Annotated in this window: 18 protein-coding genes; 3 read left to right on the top strand and 15 right to left on the bottom strand. The window is 71.9% G+C overall.

Annotated features, from left to right (window positions below; all coding sequences use genetic code 11):
* Positions 1-48: 48 nt before the first annotated feature.
* The 14 genes from ACIA47_RS32015 to ACIA47_RS32080 all read right to left on the bottom strand — a co-directional run bounded on the left by ACIA47_RS32015 (position 49) and on the right by ACIA47_RS32080 (position 13,049).
* Positions 49-456, bottom strand: coding sequence for a DUF5130 family protein (locus ACIA47_RS32015; protein ID WP_091405419.1), 408 nt, complete (start codon positions 454-456; stop codon positions 49-51).
* Positions 443-739, bottom strand: a complete 297-nt coding sequence (locus ACIA47_RS32020) for a hypothetical protein (RefSeq protein ID WP_203120608.1) — start codon at positions 737-739, stop codon at positions 443-445. Before ACIA47_RS32020 ends, ACIA47_RS32015 begins: the two co-directional genes overlap by 14 nt.
* A gap of 74 nt (positions 740-813) precedes the next feature.
* A complete protein-coding gene (locus ACIA47_RS32025) occupies positions 814-2,277 on the bottom strand; it encodes an amidase (protein ID WP_396712140.1) in 1,464 nt (487 codons plus the stop codon).
* A 180-nt stretch (positions 2,278-2,457) separates the two neighbouring features.
* Positions 2,458-3,459, bottom strand: coding sequence for an amidohydrolase family protein (locus ACIA47_RS32030; protein ID WP_396712141.1), 1,002 nt, complete (start codon positions 3,457-3,459; stop codon positions 2,458-2,460).
* Positions 3,459-3,983: a 3-hydroxyanthranilate 3,4-dioxygenase gene (locus ACIA47_RS32035; protein ID WP_091405434.1), complete on the bottom strand. Its 525-nt coding sequence runs from the start codon at positions 3,981-3,983 to the stop codon at positions 3,459-3,461. The genes ACIA47_RS32030 and ACIA47_RS32035 overlap by 1 nt, the downstream gene beginning before the upstream one ends.
* Complete coding sequence (locus ACIA47_RS32040; protein ID WP_396712144.1) at positions 3,980-4,402, bottom strand: RidA family protein; 423 nt, start codon at positions 4,400-4,402, stop codon at positions 3,980-3,982. The genes ACIA47_RS32035 and ACIA47_RS32040 overlap by 4 nt, the downstream gene beginning before the upstream one ends.
* Positions 4,399-5,172 carry a fumarylacetoacetate hydrolase family protein gene (locus ACIA47_RS32045; protein WP_203125845.1) on the bottom strand — a complete coding sequence of 258 codons (774 nt, stop codon included), beginning with the start codon at positions 5,170-5,172 and terminating at the stop codon, positions 4,399-4,401. Before ACIA47_RS32045 ends, ACIA47_RS32040 begins: the two co-directional genes overlap by 4 nt.
* Complete coding sequence (gene dmpG / locus ACIA47_RS32050; RefSeq protein ID WP_396712146.1) at positions 5,169-6,233, bottom strand: 4-hydroxy-2-oxovalerate aldolase; 1,065 nt, start codon at positions 6,231-6,233, stop codon at positions 5,169-5,171. Before dmpG ends, ACIA47_RS32045 begins: the two co-directional genes overlap by 4 nt.
* Positions 6,230-7,165 carry an acetaldehyde dehydrogenase (acetylating) gene (locus ACIA47_RS32055; RefSeq protein ID WP_203125844.1) on the bottom strand — a complete coding sequence of 312 codons (936 nt, stop codon included), beginning with the start codon at positions 7,163-7,165 and terminating at the stop codon, positions 6,230-6,232. Before ACIA47_RS32055 ends, dmpG begins: the two co-directional genes overlap by 4 nt.
* On the bottom strand, positions 7,162-7,959 hold the full coding sequence (locus ACIA47_RS32060) for a 2-keto-4-pentenoate hydratase (protein WP_112584140.1): 798 nt from the start codon (positions 7,957-7,959) through the stop codon (positions 7,162-7,164). Before ACIA47_RS32060 ends, ACIA47_RS32055 begins: the two co-directional genes overlap by 4 nt.
* A 20-nt stretch (positions 7,960-7,979) precedes the next feature.
* Positions 7,980-9,461: a 2-hydroxymuconic semialdehyde dehydrogenase gene (locus tag ACIA47_RS32065; protein WP_396712169.1), complete on the bottom strand. Its 1,482-nt coding sequence runs from the start codon at positions 9,459-9,461 to the stop codon at positions 7,980-7,982.
* 23 nt (positions 9,462-9,484) lie between these two features.
* Complete coding sequence (locus ACIA47_RS32070; RefSeq protein ID WP_396712149.1) at positions 9,485-10,822, bottom strand: FAD-dependent oxidoreductase; 1,338 nt, start codon at positions 10,820-10,822, stop codon at positions 9,485-9,487.
* Entirely contained in the window at positions 10,819-12,126 is a 1,308-nt protein-coding gene (gene kynU, locus ACIA47_RS32075) for a kynureninase (RefSeq protein ID WP_203125842.1), read from the bottom strand. Before kynU ends, ACIA47_RS32070 begins: the two co-directional genes overlap by 4 nt.
* Before the next feature lie 20 nt (positions 12,127-12,146).
* Complete coding sequence (locus tag ACIA47_RS32080; RefSeq protein ID WP_203125848.1) at positions 12,147-13,049, bottom strand: tryptophan 2,3-dioxygenase family protein; 903 nt, start codon at positions 13,047-13,049, stop codon at positions 12,147-12,149.
* 148 nt (positions 13,050-13,197) lie between these two features.
* Between ACIA47_RS32080 and ACIA47_RS32085 the strand changes: the two genes are divergently transcribed.
* The 3 genes from ACIA47_RS32085 (at position 13,198) to ACIA47_RS32095 (ending at position 15,311) form a co-directional block, all read left to right on the top strand.
* Positions 13,198-13,662 carry an Lrp/AsnC family transcriptional regulator gene (locus ACIA47_RS32085; RefSeq protein WP_396712151.1) on the top strand — a complete coding sequence of 155 codons (465 nt, stop codon included), beginning with the start codon at positions 13,198-13,200 and terminating at the stop codon, positions 13,660-13,662.
* A gap of 272 nt (positions 13,663-13,934) precedes the next feature.
* Positions 13,935-14,459, top strand: coding sequence for a hypothetical protein (locus ACIA47_RS32090; protein WP_396712153.1), 525 nt, complete (start codon positions 13,935-13,937; stop codon positions 14,457-14,459).
* Between the two features lie 75 nt (positions 14,460-14,534).
* Positions 14,535-15,311, top strand: a complete 777-nt coding sequence (locus ACIA47_RS32095) for a class F sortase (protein WP_396712172.1) — start codon at positions 14,535-14,537, stop codon at positions 15,309-15,311.
* On the opposite strand, the gene ACIA47_RS32100 is transcribed toward ACIA47_RS32095, so the two are convergent.
* Positions 15,254-16,000, bottom strand: a complete 747-nt coding sequence (locus ACIA47_RS32100) for a MerR family DNA-binding transcriptional regulator (protein ID WP_396712154.1) — start codon at positions 15,998-16,000, stop codon at positions 15,254-15,256. The genes ACIA47_RS32095 and ACIA47_RS32100 overlap by 58 nt on opposite strands.
* Positions 16,001-16,036 lie beyond the last annotated feature (36 nt).

The raw sequence follows: 16,036 nt of genomic DNA on the forward strand, positions 1-16,036 counted from the left end.
CTGGATCGAGCACGATCATCGTGCCTGCCCGCACGCCGTTTGTGCAGATCAGCCCTTGCCGGCGTGGCTGGCGAGCTGGTCGAGGCCGTTGATGATGCCGCCGGCCAGGTCACCGCCGCTGAACGCGCCGACCATGGAGAGCGCGGCCAGCTTGGCGTACGTGTCGGGGATGCGCTTACGGGCGTACCGCCCGGTGATGATCTCCAGCTGACGCTGGTTGGGCGACACGGCGATCAGCACCGACTTGTCGGGCTCGGCAAGCTGACGGTGCAGCCGCTGGGCGTGCTCGCGGATCGGCTCGTCGAGACCACCGACGAAGACCGAGAAGACCAGGCCGGTGCCCTTGTCGGCCAGGCGCAGGGCCTCGTCGATGCGCAGCAGCTGGCGGGTCGAGAACGGCCCGTCGAGCACCTCGGGCGGATTTTCCGACCCGGTCTGCTTCTCACCAACGGTCACTTGCGCCTCCGGTTCCACCGGCCGGCGCATCGACGCTGGCCTGCTCAAGCTTGTGGCTGGTCAGCGCGGGCGCCTGCGCCCCCGCCGTCAGCGCGGTGCCGGCCGAGTCGGCCAGCTGCTCCGGACGGCCCAGGAACCAGACCGGAGTGAAGTCGAAGGGCCGGCCCGGGCGGTAGCGCTTGGCGCCACCGCCACCGCCGGTGCCACCCCCACTGCTCCCGACGTACGACAGGCCGGCGATGACCAGCACCGCGGCCAACGGGATGCCGACGAAGACCAGCAACGTCTCGGTAACAGACAATCCCAACGCCCCCAGGCGGAAGAAGGACGACCTTGAAAACCGGGTCGGATGGACGATCACACTGCCGACCGCCCGACTCCGTCGCCATTCACGTTAGCGGAGTCGGCGGCCCGCCAGATTGCGGGGTGCCGATCCCATCCGTCACTGGAGTTCTCCAGTTGCGCAGCGGTAGCGATAAGCCGCGCGTCGTCGCCGTACCGACCGGTGAGCAGCACCCCGACGGGCAGGCCGCCGGTCGTGGTACCCAGCGGCAGGGAGACGGAGGGATCGCCGGTGACGTTGAAGATGGCGCAGTAGGGCGAGAACCGGCGTTGCCGGTCGAAGTCGGCGGCCGGGTCCGCGTCGGCGGTGAACCAGCCGACCGGCGCCTGCGGGGTGGCCAGGGTGGGACAGAGGAGCAGGTCGCAGCCGGCGGTGCGGCGGGCACCGAGGCGCACCTGCGCCTGCAACTCCCCCAGGGTGGCGGACAGGGTGCCGGCGGAGAGTTCGGCGCCCCGGGCCCGGAGCAGCCGGGTCAACGGCAGCAGCTCCGCCTCCCGCTGCGGCGGCACCGGGGCGAGCGCCAGGACGTACCAGAGGATCTCGAACAGCGGCCACGCCGCCGGCCCGAGCGGCGGCGGCACCTCGACCACCTCGTGGCCGGCCGCCGTGAGCAGCGCGGCGGCCCGGTCCACGGCGGCCACGCAGTCGGGATGCACCGGTTCGTCGGCGAGCATCGGCGTGGTGAACCGGCCGATCCGCAGCGGGCCGGGCTCGGCCCGGCGCGCGACGGCCAGGTAGCCGCCGGACGGGGCGGGCGGCGGCAGGTAGGGTTCGCCAGCGACCGGGACGGCCATGACGTCGAGCAGCGCGGCGACGTCGGTGACCGTCCGCCCGAGCGGACCGCTGGTGGGCAGGCCGAACGCGCCGGAGCCGATCGGCCCACCGGAGACGAGGCCCCGACTGGGCTTGTAGCCGACCAGGCCGCAGAGCGACGCCGGGATGCGCAGCGACCCACCGCCGTCGGACCCCTGGGCGACCGGGACCAGCCCGGCCGCGACCGCTGCCGCCGCGCCGCCGCTGGACCCACCCGCGGTGTACGCCAGCTGCCACGGGTTGCGGGCCGGCGGCGCGACCCGGCCCTCGGAGTAGAGCGAGCAGCCCAGCTCGGAGGTGGTCGTCTTGCCCAGGCTGACCAGACCGGCGGCCTTGATGAAGCGGACCACGTCGGCGTCGACCGGCGGAACGAAGTCGATGAAGGCGGCCGAACCGAAGGTGGTGCGCACTCCGGCGGTGAGCGTCAGGTCCTTGATCGCGGTTGGCACGCCGTGCAGCGGGCCGCGCGCCTCGGTCGGCACCGCGTCTGCGGCGCGTGCGGCCTGCCGGGCGAGATCCGGCGTCACGGTGACGAACGCGCCCACTGTGTCGCCGAGCGCCGCCACCCGGCGCAGGGAGTGCTCGACCAGGTCGACGCTGGACAGCTCGCCGCGGGTCATCGCGGCGGCCTGCTCCAACGCGGTCAGGTCGTGCGGCTCGGCCATGCCGTCATCCTGCCGGCAGTCAGTCGTTCGCGCAGCCGACACGCGCTGGCGACCGGAAACGGACCAACCGGACGTCCAACACCGGCGCGCCCGACCCAGCCGCAGATCTTGGACAGTTTCCGTCCGCGGGGCGAACGAAAAGTGTCCAAGATCTACCCACGCCGGGACCCGGCGCTGTGCTCAGCCGTGCAGGAAGCGCAGGGCGTTGGCGGACAGGAGCTTGTCGCGCTGCTCGTCGGTGAGGAAGTCGGCCGCGTGAACCACCGCGCCGGCCGGTCGTTCGCCGAGCGGGTACGGGTAGTCGCTGCCGACCAGCACCCGGTCCTCCCCCAGCGTGTCGACCAACAGCCGCAGGGCGGGCGGCGCGAAGACCACCGAGTCGACGCTGAACCGGTCGAGGTAGCTGCTGGGCGGGCCGGCGGACGCGCCCCGGACCAGGTCCCCACGGCGGTGCCAGGCGTTGTCGGCGCGGCCGAGCCAGAACGGGAAACTCCCGCCGCCGTGCGCGAAACAGATCCGCAGCGTCTCGGGCACCCGGTCGAAGACACCGCCGAGGATCATCGCCAGCACCGACAGGTGCGTCTCAGCGGGCATGCCGGTGAGCCAACGGGCCATCCAGCGGTCCAGTCGCGGCCCGCCCGGCATGTCCCACGGGTGGACGAAGACGGGTGCGCCCACCTCGGCACAGTGCTGGAGGAAGGTGACCACACCGGCGTCGTCCAGGTCCCGGTCGCCGACGTGGTTGCCGATCTCCACGCCCACGTGCCCGGCGGCGAGGCTGCGGTCCAGCTCGGCACAGGCGGCGTCCGGGTCCTGGAGCGGCACCTGGCAGAACGGCACCAGTCGGTCACCTCCGGCCGCGGTGACCTCCAGGGTCAGGTCGTTGAAGATCCGGGCGACCTTCACCGCCTGGTCGGCCGGGCGGTCGTAGCTGAAGAAGACCGGGGTGGGCGAGACCACCTGCACGGCCACGCCGTCGGCGTCCATGTCGGCCAGTCGGCGCGACGCGTCCCAGCACTCGGCGCCGACCGGGCGGAACTCCGTCTCCCCCACCATGATCATGGCGGCGCGCTCGGAGTCGACCCGCAACCACGGCCAGCCGGACCCGCCGCACGCCGCGCCGAGGTCCGGCCAACCCTTCGGTACGACGTGCGTGTGCACGTCGACCACGCCTGCGGGCATCAGCCCTTGCCCGGGTGCAGGGTGCCGCAGTTGGCGCAGGTGCGCGCCTGCTCATCCTCGTAGAACGCCTGGAACACCGGGGGCAGATCGGCGGCGATGTCGCGGACCTGCAACTCGACCTCGTGCACCTTGCTGCCACACTCCGGGCAGTACCACTGGAACGTCTCCAGCGTGCCCTCCTCGCGGACCCGCTCGACGACCACGCCGATCGAGCCGGCCTCCGGCCGCTGCGGCGAGTGCGGGGTGTTGCGCGGCAACATCCACATCTGACCCTCGCGCACGTGCACCGTACGCGGCCCCTCCGGGGTGACCAGGTTGATGTGCATGTTGCCCTTGACCTGGTAGAAGAACTCCTCGTACGGGTCCACGTGGAAGTCGGTGCGCTGGTTGGGCCCGCCCACCACCATCACGATGAAGTCGTCCCCACCGGGGAACATCTCCTTGTTGCCCACCGGGGGCTTCAACAGGTGCTGGTTGTCGGCGATCCAGCCCGGAAAGCTGAACGGCTCGGCGATCTCACTCACGACTGACCTCCCGAGGGGAGAAGGGCCACGGCCTGGATTTCGATCAGCAGGTGCGGGTGCGGCAGCTGGTGCACCGCCACCGTCGTACGGGTCGGGCCGGAGGTGTCGAAGAACTCGGCCCACACCTCGTTGTAACCACCGAAGTCGTTCATGTTGACCAGGTACGTCGTCACCTGGACCAGGTCGGTGAGGTCCGTGCCGACCGAACGCAGCAGATCCCGCACGTTCTCGATGACGGTCCGTGTCTGCACGCGGATGTCGAGGTTGGTGGTCCCGAACCCGTCCACCTCGACACCGGCGAAGGTGTTGTCCGGGCGCCGCGACGACGTACCGGAGACGAAAACGAACCCGCCGGCGACCTTGACGTGCGGAAAGGCTCCCCGCGGGACGGCCTTCCCGGCCACCACACGGGCGGTCACGACGACGCCCGCAGCGAGGCAGTGCCGAGCTTCTCGACGACGGCACGGACGTGGGCGCCGGGACGCAGCGGCACAGCGGCGGTGGCGGCACCGGCCAGGAAGACCCAGCCGGACTCCAGCCGCACCCCGTGCCGGCCGGCCAGCCGGATGCCCTCGTCGAGCGCCCGGCGCGGATCACCGAGGATCGCCGCCGTCGAGCCGACCTGCGCCACCCGCCCGTCGACCTCCAGCAGGACGCCCAGGTTGTCCAGCCCCGCCGGCACCGGCGACCACGGCCCGATCACGAAGGCGGCGGCCGAGGTGTTGTCCGCGACCACGTCCGGCAACGAGAACCGGAAGTCCGCGTACCGGGAGTCGATCAACTCGATGGCCGGGGCGACCGCGCGGACCGCCGTGGCGAAGTCGCCGATCGGCTCGCCCGGCTCGGGCAGCCGGTCCAGCAGGAACGCCACCTCCGGCTCGACCCGGGGGTGGATGTAGGCGGCCGGGTCCACAGCGCCACCGTCGGGCACCCGCATCGCGTTGGTGAGCCGCCCCCAGATCACCTCGTCCACGCCGACCTGGGCCATCTTCGCCCTGCTGGTCAGCCCCATCTTCAGCCCGACGAGCCGCTCACCGGCGTTCAGCCGGCGTTGCAGCAGCGCGGCCTGCACGGCGTACGCGGTGTCCACATCGAGGCCGGTCTCGGCGGCGAGCTGAGGGATCGCGGTGGCCGTGTCGGCCGCCGCACCCAGCCTCTCGGCGATCCCGACGATGTCTACGCCGATCATGAATGCTCCTCCTGGTCGGCCAGGTCGAGTGCCACGTCCACGATCATGTCCTCCTGGCCGCCCACCATCCGACGGCGGCCCAGCTCGACCAGGATCGACCGGACGTCCACGCCGTACTTCGCCGACGCCCGCTCGGCGTGCCGCAGGAAGCTGGAGTAGACCCCGGCGTACCCCAGGGAGAGCGTCTCCCGGTCCACCTGGACCGGCCGGTCCTGGAGCGGACGGACGATGTCGTCGGCCGCGTCCATCAGCGCGAACACGTCGCAGCCGTGCTTCCAGCCGTGCAGCTCGGCGACCGCGACGAAGACCTCCAACGGGGCGTTGCCGGCACCCGCGCCCATGCCCGCGAGGGAGGCGTCGACGCGGACGGTCCGGCCGTGCACCGCGTCGGGGCCGACCGGCGCGGGCCCGGTGACCCTGCCGTGCTCGACGGCGAGCACGCTGTTGGCGACCCCGAGCGACAGGTTGTGGTGGGCGTGGATGCCGATCTGCGTCTCCGGGGCGAGGACCTGCCGGTACGCGTCGACCCGCTGCGCCACGTCGGACATCAGCAGCCGGCCGCCGGAGTCGGTGACGTAGACGCAGTGCGCCCCGTACGACTCCATCAGCTTGGCCTGCCCGGCGAGCCCGGCCGCATCGAACATGTGCGACATCATCAGGAACCCGGCCACGTCCATGCCGTTCTCCCGGGCCCAGGAGATGTGCTGGGCGGAGATGTCCGCCTCCGTGCAGTGGGTGGCGATCCGGACGCTTGTCACCCCGAGCGCCTTCGCGGCCTTCAGGTCGGCGATCGTGCCGATGCCCGGCAGCAGCAGGGTGGTCAGTTTCGCAGTGGTCAGCACCTCGGCCGCCGCCGAGATCCACTCCGCGTCGCTGGCGGCGCCGTGGCCGTAGTTGACGCTGGAGCCGGCGAGGCCGTCACCGTGTGCCACCTCGATGGCGGCCACCCCGGCGGCGTCCAATGCGGCGGCGATGGTGCGTACGTGGTCGACCGTGTACTGGTGGGCGATGGCGTGCATGCCGTCGCGCAGCGTCACGTCCTGGATGTACAGCTCGGTCATGGCGCGGCCACCTCCGAAGAACGCAGGGCGACCAGCCGCTCCGCGGTGCGCAGCGCGGCGGAGGTCATGATGTCCAGGTTCCCGGCGTACGCGGGCAGGTAGTGCCCGGCGCCGGAGACCTCCAGGAAGACCGACACCTGAAGAGCGGTGAGCCGCCGCCCGAGCGTCGGCAGGTACGCCTCGACCCGGTCGAACTGCACGTCCTGCTTGAGCCGGTAGCCGGGGACGTACTCCTGCACGGCCGCCACCATCTCGACGACCGAGGCGGCGATGGCGTCGGTGTCGGCGTCGGCGTCCGGGCAGAGGCAGTAGACGGTGTCGCGCATCAGCAGCGGCGGGTCCGCCGGGTTCAGCACGATGATCGCCTTGCCCCGCTCGGCCCCGCCCACCACCTCGATGGCGCGGGCCGTGGTCTCGGTGAACTCGTCGATGTTGGCCCGGGTGCCCGGCCCGGCGGACTTCGACGCGATCGAGGCGACGATCTCCCCGTACGCCACCGGGGTGACCCGACGTACCGCGGCGACGATCGGCACTGTCGCCTGCCCGCCGCAGGTCACCATGTTGACGTTGGGCTGGTGCAGGTGCTCGTCGAGGTTGACCGGCGGCACCACGTACGGGCCGAGCGCGGCCGGGGTCAGGTCGACCACCGTGCGGCCGAGGGCGCGCAACACCTCGTCGTGGCGTCGGTGCGCGCCGGCCGAGGTGGCGTCGAACACCAGCTCGACGTCGGCGAACTCGGGCATCGCCACGAGCCCGTCCACCCCGTCGGCGGTGGTGGCGACGCCGAGCCGGCGAGCGCGCGCCAGGCCGTCGGAGGCCGGGTCGATGCCAGCCATCGCCACCATGCGCAGGCTGTCGCTCAGCCGCAATACCTTGATCATCAGGTCGGTCCCGATGTTTCCCGATCCCAGCACCGCCACGTCAGTGGTCACTGGCCGCCCCTGTCGCTGAAGGATGTCCGCACCGAGCCGAGCCCGGAGATCCGGGCCTCGTACGCGGCCCCCGGGGTGACCGGCACCATCGGACCGAGCGCTCCGGAGAGCACCACGTCCCCGGCGCGCAGCGGGTCGCCGGCGCGGGCCAGGGTGCCGGCCAACCACTGCAGGGCGTGCAGCGGGTTGCCCAGGCAGGCGGCGCCCGCGCCCACCGAGACCGGTTCGCCGGCATGCTCCAGCACCATTCCGCACAGTCGCAGGTCCACGTCGGCGAGCCGGCGCGGCGTGGTGCCGAGCACGAAGAGCCCGCTGGAGGCGTTGTCGGCGACGGTGTCCACGATGGAGATGTCCCAGGCGGCGATCCGGGAGTCCACGATCTCGATCGCCGGCAGCACGTGGTCGACCGCGCGGATCAGGTCGACAGTGGTGAGCTGCGGGTTCGGGAGATCCTTGTCGAGCACGAAGGCGATCTCCGCCTCCACGCGGGGCTGGAGCAGCCGGTCGATGGGCACCTCGACCCCGTCGCCGACCGCCATGGCGTCGGTCAGCATGCCGAAGTCCGGCTGGAACACCCCGAAGGTCTCCTGCACGGCCCGGGAGGTCAACCCGATCTTCGCGCCGACCCGGCGTTCGCCGCGGCCCTGCCAGGCCCGCGCCTGGAGTTGCTGCACCCGGTACGCGGCCTCGACGTCGCCCTCCGGCAGCAGCCGGCCCCGAAGCGGCGCGCACGGCTTGCCGGTGCTGCGGGCGTCGGCCAGCTCCCGGTTGGCGGCCTCGATGTCAGCTTCCATGCCCGCTCCCTCGCTATGGCTCACGACAGGTCCACGCAGACGTTCGTGAGTTCGGAGTAGAAGTTCAGCGAGTGCACGCCGCCCTCGCGACCGATCCCGGACGCCTTCACCCCGCCGAACGGGGTACGCAGGTCACGCAGGAACCACGTGTTGACCCAGACGATGCCGGCGTCGAGCCGGGTGCCGGCCCGGTGCGCTACGCCCACGTCCCGGGTCCACACGGTCGCCGCCAGGCCGTACTCGGTGCCGTTGGCGAGGGCGTACGCCTCCTCCTCGGTGTCGAACGGCGCGACGTGCACCACCGGGCCGAAGATCTCCTCCCGGTTGGTGCGGGCGTCCGGGCCGAGCCCGGTGAGCACCGTCGGCTGCACGTACGACCCGCCGTCGCGGGTGTCGCCGAAGGTGGGCGTGCCGCCACCGGTGAGCACCTCGGCGCCCTCGGAGCGGGCCAGCTCGTACGCGCCGAGCACCTTCGCCCGGTGCTGGTGGGAGATCAGCGGCATGGTGGCGGTGGCCTCGTCGGTCGGCCAGCCGTACGCCAGCTCGCCGGCCCGCTTCGCCAACCGGGCGGTGAACTCCTCGAAGACCGGGCGCTGCACGTAGATGCGCTCGGTGCAGAGGCACACCTGGCCGCCGTTGGTGAAGCTGGACCGCACCGAGCCGGCCACCGCGGCGTCCAGGTCGGCGTCGGCGAAGACCAGGCCGGCGTTCTTGCCGCCGAGTTCGAAGCTCACCGCCTTCACCCCGTCGGCGGCGGCCCGCATGATCGCGCCGCCGGTGGCCGACTCGCCGGTGAAGGTGATCGCGTCGACGCCCGGGTGACGGGTGAGGAACTCGCCCGCCGAGTCCGGCCCGAAACCGTGCACCAGGTTGAACACCCCGGCCGGTACGCCAGCGGCGGCCATCACCTCGGCGAGCACCGTCGCCGAGGCGGGAGTCTCCTCGCTGGGCTTGACCACGACGGCGTTGCCGCAGGCCAGCGCCGGAGCCACCTTCCACGTGAGCAGCAGCAGCGGCAGGTTCCACGGCACGATGACCGCGACCACGCCGACCGGCTTGCGCAGCGCGTAGTTGAGTGCCCGGCCGCCGGTCGGGGTGACAGTCGTGAACGACTCGGTGGGGGCGGTCGCCACGATTTCCGCGAACGCCCGAAAGTTCGCCGCGCCGCGCGGAATGTCCAGGGTGCGGGCCTGCGCGATGGACTTGCCGGTGTCGGCGACCTCGGCGGTGACCAGGTCGTCGAAGCGGCGCTCCAGCTCGTCGGCGACGCGGCGCAGCACCTCGGCACGCTCGCGCTCCCCCATCCGGCCCCACGGCCCCCGCAGTGCCGCCCGGGCGGCGGCCACCGCGTCGTCCACAGTGGACTGCGATGCCTCGTCCACCTCGAAGACCTGCTCTCCGGTGACCGGGCTGGCCTTGGCGAACGTAGACCCGCCGTCGACGAACTCGCCGGCGACGAAGTTACGCAACCGCTGCGGGCCACTCGGCGCGTGGCCGGCCATCAGCCGCGGATCCCAATTGCCGGTCATGCCCGCCTCCCTCGGCTCAGTGCCGCACCGATCGCGCCGACCACCAGCAGCGCGGCCCCGCCGACGACCGCTCCGAGCACCCGGTGCTGTCGGCGCACCCGGCGGCGAACCTCCGCGTACGGGGTGGTGGAGAACGACACCAGCTCGTACTGGGAAACGTACCGGCCGGGCAGTGCCCGTTCCAGTGCGTGCTCCACCCGCCGCCGGGTCTGGAAGACCGGGGAGGCGACCTTGTCCCGCATCTCCACGAAGTTGGTCAGCGCCATCGTCGCGATGGCCTCGGCGTTCTCCTGTCGGCGCCGCTGGAACAGCGGCAGCGCCGCCAACCAGTCGTCGGCGCACTCGTCCAGGCAGTGGTCCAGCTCCACCACGTCCTCGAAGGCGCAGTTGGCGCCCTGGCCGTAGAACGGCACGATGGCGTGCGCCGCGTCGCCGAGCAGGCCGACCTTCCCGTTGACCTGCCACGGGGTGCAGCGCACCGTGCCGAGCACGCCCACCGGGTTGTGCTGGTAGTCGTCGACCAGGTTCGGGGCCAGCGGGACCACGTCCGGGTAGTGCTCGGTGAAGTGCCGTTCGATCTCCGCCGCGCTGGTCAGCGAGGCGAAGCTGCCGGCACCGTCGTTGGGCCAGAACAGCGTGCAGGTGAAGGAGCGGTCCGGGTTCGGCAGCGCGATCATCATCGAGGTGCCGCGCGGCCAGATGTGCAGCGCGTCCGGGTCCAGGGCGAAGTCCCCGCCCAGCGGCGGGATCGTCAGCTCCTTGTAGCCGTAGTCGAGGAAGTCCACGCTCTCGTCCAGCAGCCCGTACGCCAGCAGTTGCCCGCGCACCGCGGAGCCGGCGCCGTCGGCACCCAGCACGACCGATGCCTTCGCCGCGACCGGGCCCCGCGGGGTCTCGAAGCTCAGGGCGCCGTCGGTCGGGTCGAGCCCGACCAGCCGGTGGTCGAAGACGACCCGAACGCCCGGCAACGCGGCGGCCTCGTCCAGCAGGGCGTTGTTCAGGGCACCCCGGCTGATCGAGTTGATCGCCCGGTCGCCGGCCGCGCTGTACGACTGGAACTGCTGCTCACCCTCGACCGGATGGATCATCCGGCCGCGCATCGGCAGCGCGTCGGTCATCACCTGCTCGGCCAGCCCGATGCGGCGCAACGCGTCCAGGCCGCGCTCGGAGAGCGCCAGGTTGATCGAACGACCGCGTTCGGTAGTGCCGGCGCGCGGGTCGGAGCGGCGCTCGTAGAGGGCCACGGGGTAGCCACGCCGGGCCAGGAAGCAGGCCGCCAGACAGCCGGCCAGCCCGGCACCGATGATCGCGATCTCGTCGCGCCGCGCGGTCATGAGGTCGCCCCCACGGTGGCAGCGAGCGCCGCGGCGGCACGCCAGCAGTCGAGGTACGTGGAGTACAGCGGCACCGGGGCGAACCGCACGACGTCGGGCTCGCGGGCGTCGGCGATGACTCCGTGTTCGTACCGTAGGCGTTTGGTCAGCTCGTTGGCGCTGCCGGAACCGATGCGCACGGAGAGCTGGCAGCCTCGGCGGGCCGGGTCGCGCGGGGTGACCACCCGCAGCGGCCGGCCGACGGTCACCTCGTCGAACAGTGACTCCAGCCAGCCGGTGAGGCGCTGGCTGCGCGCGCGCAGCGCGGTCATCCCCACCGCGTCGAACAGCTCCAGCGAGGTACGCACCGGGCCCATCGCGAAGATCGGCGGGTTGGAGATCTGCCAGGCCTCCACAGTGGCCGGTGGCCGGGACACCGGCGTCATCTCGAACCGGGTGGCCGCCGCGGTGCTCCACCACCCCTCGAACCGGGGCAGGTTCTCGTCGCCGAGGTGCCGCTCGTGCACGAAGACGCCCGCCAGCGCACCCGGGCCGGAGTTGAGGTACTTGTAGGAGCACCACGCGGCGAAGTCGACGTCCCAGTCGTGCAGGGCCAGCGGCACGTTGCCGACCGCGTGGGCCAGGTCCCAACCGACCACCGCTCCGGCGGCCCGGCCGGCAGCCGTGATCGCCGGGATGTCCAGCAGCTCACCGGTGAGGTAGTTGACCCCGCCGAGCAGCAGCAGCGCCACCCGGTCGCCCTCGGCGGCCAGGTAGTCGGTCACGTCCTCGGTGCGCAGGGCGTCCTCACCCGCGCGCGGACGCAACCGGACCACTGTGTCGTCCGGGTCCAGACCGTGGAACCGGGCCTGGCTGCGCACGGCGTAGCTGTCCGAGGGGAACGCGGCATCCTCGATGACGATGCGGGTGCGCGCGCCGGCCGGTCGGTAGAAACTCACCATCAGCAGGTGCAGGTTGACAGTGAGCGAGTTCATCACCACGGTCTCCGCGGGCCGGGCGCCGACCAGCCGCGCGGCCGGCCCGGTCAACAACTCGTGGTACGGCAGCCAGGGGCGCTCCGCCTCCAGGTGCCCCTCCACGCCGAGCCGCCCCCACGCGTCCAGGTCGGCCAGGAGTTCGTCGCGGGTGGCCCGAGGTTGCAGGCCGAGCGAGTTGCCGGCCAGGTACGCCGACTCGGGGTGGTCGCCGCCGTCGGCCGGCGGCACGTGGAACAGGTGCCGGTGACCGGGGTCGGCCTCGTCACGGCGATGCGCTTGCGCTTCGCCAGCGGCGAAGCCCAGCAGCTCAGCTTCTGGGGTCGTCATTGCTTCTTCTCGCTCTCCGGTCACATCGCGGTGCGGGCTGACCACAGCTCCGGGAAGACCACCCGGGCCATGCTGCGCTGCAACCACGCCAGGCCGGCGGAGCCTCCGCTGCCGACCTTGGCGCCCATCGTCCGCTGCACCGCCTTGACGTGGTTCCAGCGCCAGTCGCCGAACTCCTCGGCGACAGCGCTCAGCGCCTCGCCGAGCAGCCGCAGGTGATTGTCCGGGCTGGCGTCGTCGTAGATCCGTACCCAGGCCGCCTCGACCAACGGGTGCGGGTCATGCTCGACGGCCACGTCCCGGTCGAGCAGGTCGGCGGGAAGGTCGAAGCCGCGCCGGGCGAGCAGCGCGAGCACGTCGTCCCAGAGGCTCGGGGTGGCCAGCGCGGCGCTCAGCTCGGCATGCACCTCGGCCTGCCGGCGGAACGGGCGGATCAGCGTCGGGTCGCGCAGCCCGAGCAGGAACTCCAACTGCCGGTACATCGCCGACTGGAAGCCGGAGGCCTCACCGAGCAGATTGCGGAACCGGTTGAAGTCGGCCGGGCTCATCCAGCGCAGGCCCTGCCAGGCGGCATTGAGCCCTTCCAGGTGCAGCTTGGCTCGGCCCAGCGGGGCCAACGCCTCCCAGATCTCGTCGGCGCGGATCAGCCGCTGGGTCTCCCGCAGCTCGTGGCAGGTCAGCCCGAAGTACAGCTCCATGATCTGGCTGACCATCAGGAAGGACATCTCGCCCGGGTCGCTGCTGAGCGGGTGCTGCATCTTGTGCAGGGCGCTGGCCTGCACGTACGCGTCGTACGGCACCATGTCGGCGAACTCCAGGGTCGGTTCGCCACCGGTGCGCTCCGCCTGCGCGACGCGCTGCCCGGGGGTCACCGGTTGCACCGTGGCACGGCGGTTCGGCGCCCGCCGCTCCGTCTGATCCACCATCTCGTCTCCCTCCCCCGGACTGGCCGACGTCATGATCTCGCGGTCGGAACGGCCTGCGGAATGCCGAATCAACGGCTCTCGGCCCCTTCACCTGGCGAACCAAAGGCAACTAGGCGAAGTCGGTTCACGAAAGTAAGGTCTGAGCGTGGACGACATGGACTGGGCGCTGCTGCGCGAGTTGCAGGCCGACGCGCGGCTCTCCTTCAGCGAGCTGTCCCGGCGGGTACACCTGTCGCCACCGTCCGTCGCGGAGCGGGTCCGCCGGCTGGAGGAGGCCGGGATCATCACCGGCTACCACGCCCACGTCGACCTGAGCCGCGCCGGCCGTACCGTGGTCGCGCTGATCCGGATGTCCTGCTACGGCGCGCGGTGCATCCTGCACGACCCGGCCGTGGCCGACTGGCCGGAGATCCTGGAGATCCACCGGATCACCGGGGACGCGTGCAGCGTGCTGAAGGTGGCGGCCGGCTCGATCGGCGCGTTCGAGGGGGTCATCGACCGTCTCGCCCCGTACGGCCAACCGTCGAGCACGATGGTCCTGTCCTCCCCGCTGAACTGGCACCCCGTCACCCCCCTCCCCACCACCGGGCCCATCCCCCACCCGCGCTGACCCGCGCTGACCCGCGCTGACCCCGCCCCGGCCCCGGCGACCGGCCCCGGCGACCGGCCCCGGCGATCTTGCAGTTTCTGTTGGTGAAATGTCGGCTAAGCGCTGGTTCGTCGGTGCAGAAAGTGCAAGATCGCGGGCGTGGGTGGGGGGCGCGTGGGCGGGCGTGGGCGGTGCAGGGCGGGTGCGGGGCAGGTTTGCCCCCGCGCCAGCGGGAAAGCAGCCCGCGTGCCCAGGGGAGGGTTCCGGCGGTCGTCGCCGGTTGGGGGGAAATCATGCAGGCAATCCGCACGATCAACCGCGCGCTCTCGTCCGTACTGACACTGGTGGGGCTGGTCGGGGCGTTCGTCCTGTTGTCGGTCGCGCCGGCGCGAGCCGGCGAGAACGTCTTCGTCGAGGTGACACCGAACAGCGCCCAGGCCGGCAGCCGGGTCAACATCAAGGCGAGCTGCGACAACGACAACAACAACCGACAGTCCAGCGTGCACTCCGACGCGTTCGGGCACGTGATGCTCAAACCGGACAAGGGCTTCCTGACCGGGCAGGCAACCATTGCGAGGGACAAGCCCGCCGGTGACTACCCGGTCGACCTGCGCTGCGAGAACGGCCAGACGTCCTCGACCACGTTGACCGTGTTGAACATGGCCTCACCCAGCAAGGGCCCGGCGACCGGTGGCGGTGGGATGGCCGGCGGGCGCGGCACCGGCTCGCTGCTGGTGCTCGGTGGCGTGGCGTTGGTGGCCACTGCGATCGCGCTCGGGATGGCCGGCGGCCGACGTCGACCGGGAGCCGGCTCCTGAGCCGGATCACCCATGATCCGCAGATCCGCGCGTGCGCGGCGGGATCGCCGCGCCCGCCTCCGGGCCGGGCCGGCGCTGCGCGCGTCCGGCCGGCTGGTGGCCCGCGTCTCCGGACGGCTGCGCCGGGTCGCCGGGCAGGCCGTGTCGGCCAGCGTCACCACCACGGATCCGGCCGCCCGCCCGCTGCCGCCGCGGCGCGCGGCCGGGCCGCCGTCGGCCCGGCACCGATTCGGTACGAGTCCCGGGTTGCCGGTGCTGGCCATCGCCGCGCTGATGGTGCTGATCGTGGCGATGCTCGGCGTCGAGCAGGTGACCGGAATGAGCCTGTTGCCGGACCGGCTCAGCGCCGGACTGCGACCGCCGCCGAAGAAGTTCCCGGTGCTGCCGGCCAGCCAGCCGACCAGCCTCGCCATCGAGAAGATCGACGTGCGGGCGCCCGTACACGACGTCGGCATCGCCCCGGACGGCACGATCGCCGTGCCGGACGCGGCCCGCGCCCAGGAGGCCGGCTGGTACGACCAGGGGCCCACCCCCGGCCAGTACGGCCCAGCCGTGATCGTCGGGCACGTCGACACCACCAGCGGGCCGGCGGTCTTCCACAAACTCCGCGAGCTGCGCTCCGGTGACGAGATCGAGGTCACCCGCACCGACCAGCGCGTGGCGGTCTTCGAGGTCAACTCGGTGGAGAAGTTCGACAAGGGCCGACTGCCGGTGGACGAGGTGTACGGAGACTTCAGCCGCCCGAGCCTCCGACTGATCACCTGCGGCGGGCAGTGGGTCGGCGGCGAGACCGGCTACGCGGACAACGTGGTGGTCTTCGCCTCGCTGGTCAAGGCACGTTCAGGCGGCTGACCGGCGTCGACGTATTCGGCCAGCCGCGCAGCCCCGGTGAGCATGGCCCGGCCTCGCTCGGTGAGCCGTTGCCGCCACTGGCGCAGCGAGGCGGCGAGCGGTTCGGCACCGCCAGCGTCGCGCACTCGGCGCAGCACGCCGGTGATGTGGTCGAGCCGGTACCCGCCGCGGCGCAACAGGTGGGCCAGTTCGGCGTCCCGGACGTCGTCGGGAAGGTAGAGCCGGTAGTGGGTCACCGGATCACGTACCGGTCGCAGCACCCCGGCCCGCTCCCATTTGCGCAGCGTGGCCGGCTGTAGACCGAGCCGGTGAGCCAGCACACCGATCGGCACGGCTTTCTGGCTCTGCGGTTGCGGTCCCGTTCCGGTGAGCGTCGCCACCGCCGCCTCGACCGCGTTCAGGGTTTCCCGATCGCGCTGGAGCAGGGCATGGCCCTGGTCGATGGTACGCAACGCCGTGTCGATCTCACCCCGGTTGACGGCCCGCATGATCTCGCCGCTGGCCGCATAGCCGTGCCCCGGGATCAACGCGAGGTAGGCACGCAGCGCCTTGGCGTGCAGCTCGGTGAAGCGACGGTAGCCGTTCGGCGTGCGCTGGGCCGGCGGCAGGATGCCGTCTCGTTCGTAGTTGCGCACGGCCTGTGCGGAGAGACCGTGGGCGCGCGCGAGGTCGACCGGTCGGCGTACCACTGGGTTTGAAGCTTTTGTGCCTGTCACCGCGCTCCA

The organism is Micromonospora sp. NPDC051227 (genome assembly GCF_044455385.1).
GTDB lineage: Bacteria > Actinomycetota > Actinomycetes > Mycobacteriales > Micromonosporaceae > Micromonospora.

What these genes read in the sequence shown, in the direction of transcription:
- ACIA47_RS32025 (WP_396712140.1), bottom strand. Translation starts at nt 2,277, where the DNA reads ATGGCCGAGCCGCACGACCTGACCGCGTTGGAGCAGGCCGCCGCGATG.
- ACIA47_RS32030 (WP_396712141.1), bottom strand. Translation starts at nt 3,459, where the DNA reads ATGCCCGCAGGCGTGGTCGACGTGCACACGCACGTCGTACCGAAGGGT.
- ACIA47_RS32045 (WP_203125845.1), bottom strand. Translation starts at nt 5,172, where the DNA reads ATGATCGGCGTAGACATCGTCGGGATCGCCGAGAGGCTGGGTGCGGCG.
- dmpG (WP_396712146.1), bottom strand. Translation starts at nt 6,233, where the DNA reads ATGACCGAGCTGTACATCCAGGACGTGACGCTGCGCGACGGCATGCAC.
- ACIA47_RS32060 (WP_112584140.1), bottom strand. Translation starts at nt 7,959, where the DNA reads ATGGAAGCTGACATCGAGGCCGCCAACCGGGAGCTGGCCGACGCCCGC.
- ACIA47_RS32065 (WP_396712169.1), bottom strand. Translation starts at nt 9,461, where the DNA reads ATGGCCGGCCACGCGCCGAGTGGCCCGCAGCGGTTGCGTAACTTCGTC.
- ACIA47_RS32070 (WP_396712149.1), bottom strand. Translation starts at nt 10,822, where the DNA reads ATGACCGCGCGGCGCGACGAGATCGCGATCATCGGTGCCGGGCTGGCC.
- kynU (WP_203125842.1), bottom strand. Translation starts at nt 12,126, where the DNA reads ATGACGACCCCAGAAGCTGAGCTGCTGGGCTTCGCCGCTGGCGAAGCG.
- ACIA47_RS32090 (WP_396712153.1), top strand. Translation starts at nt 13,935, where the DNA reads ATGCAGGCAATCCGCACGATCAACCGCGCGCTCTCGTCCGTACTGACA.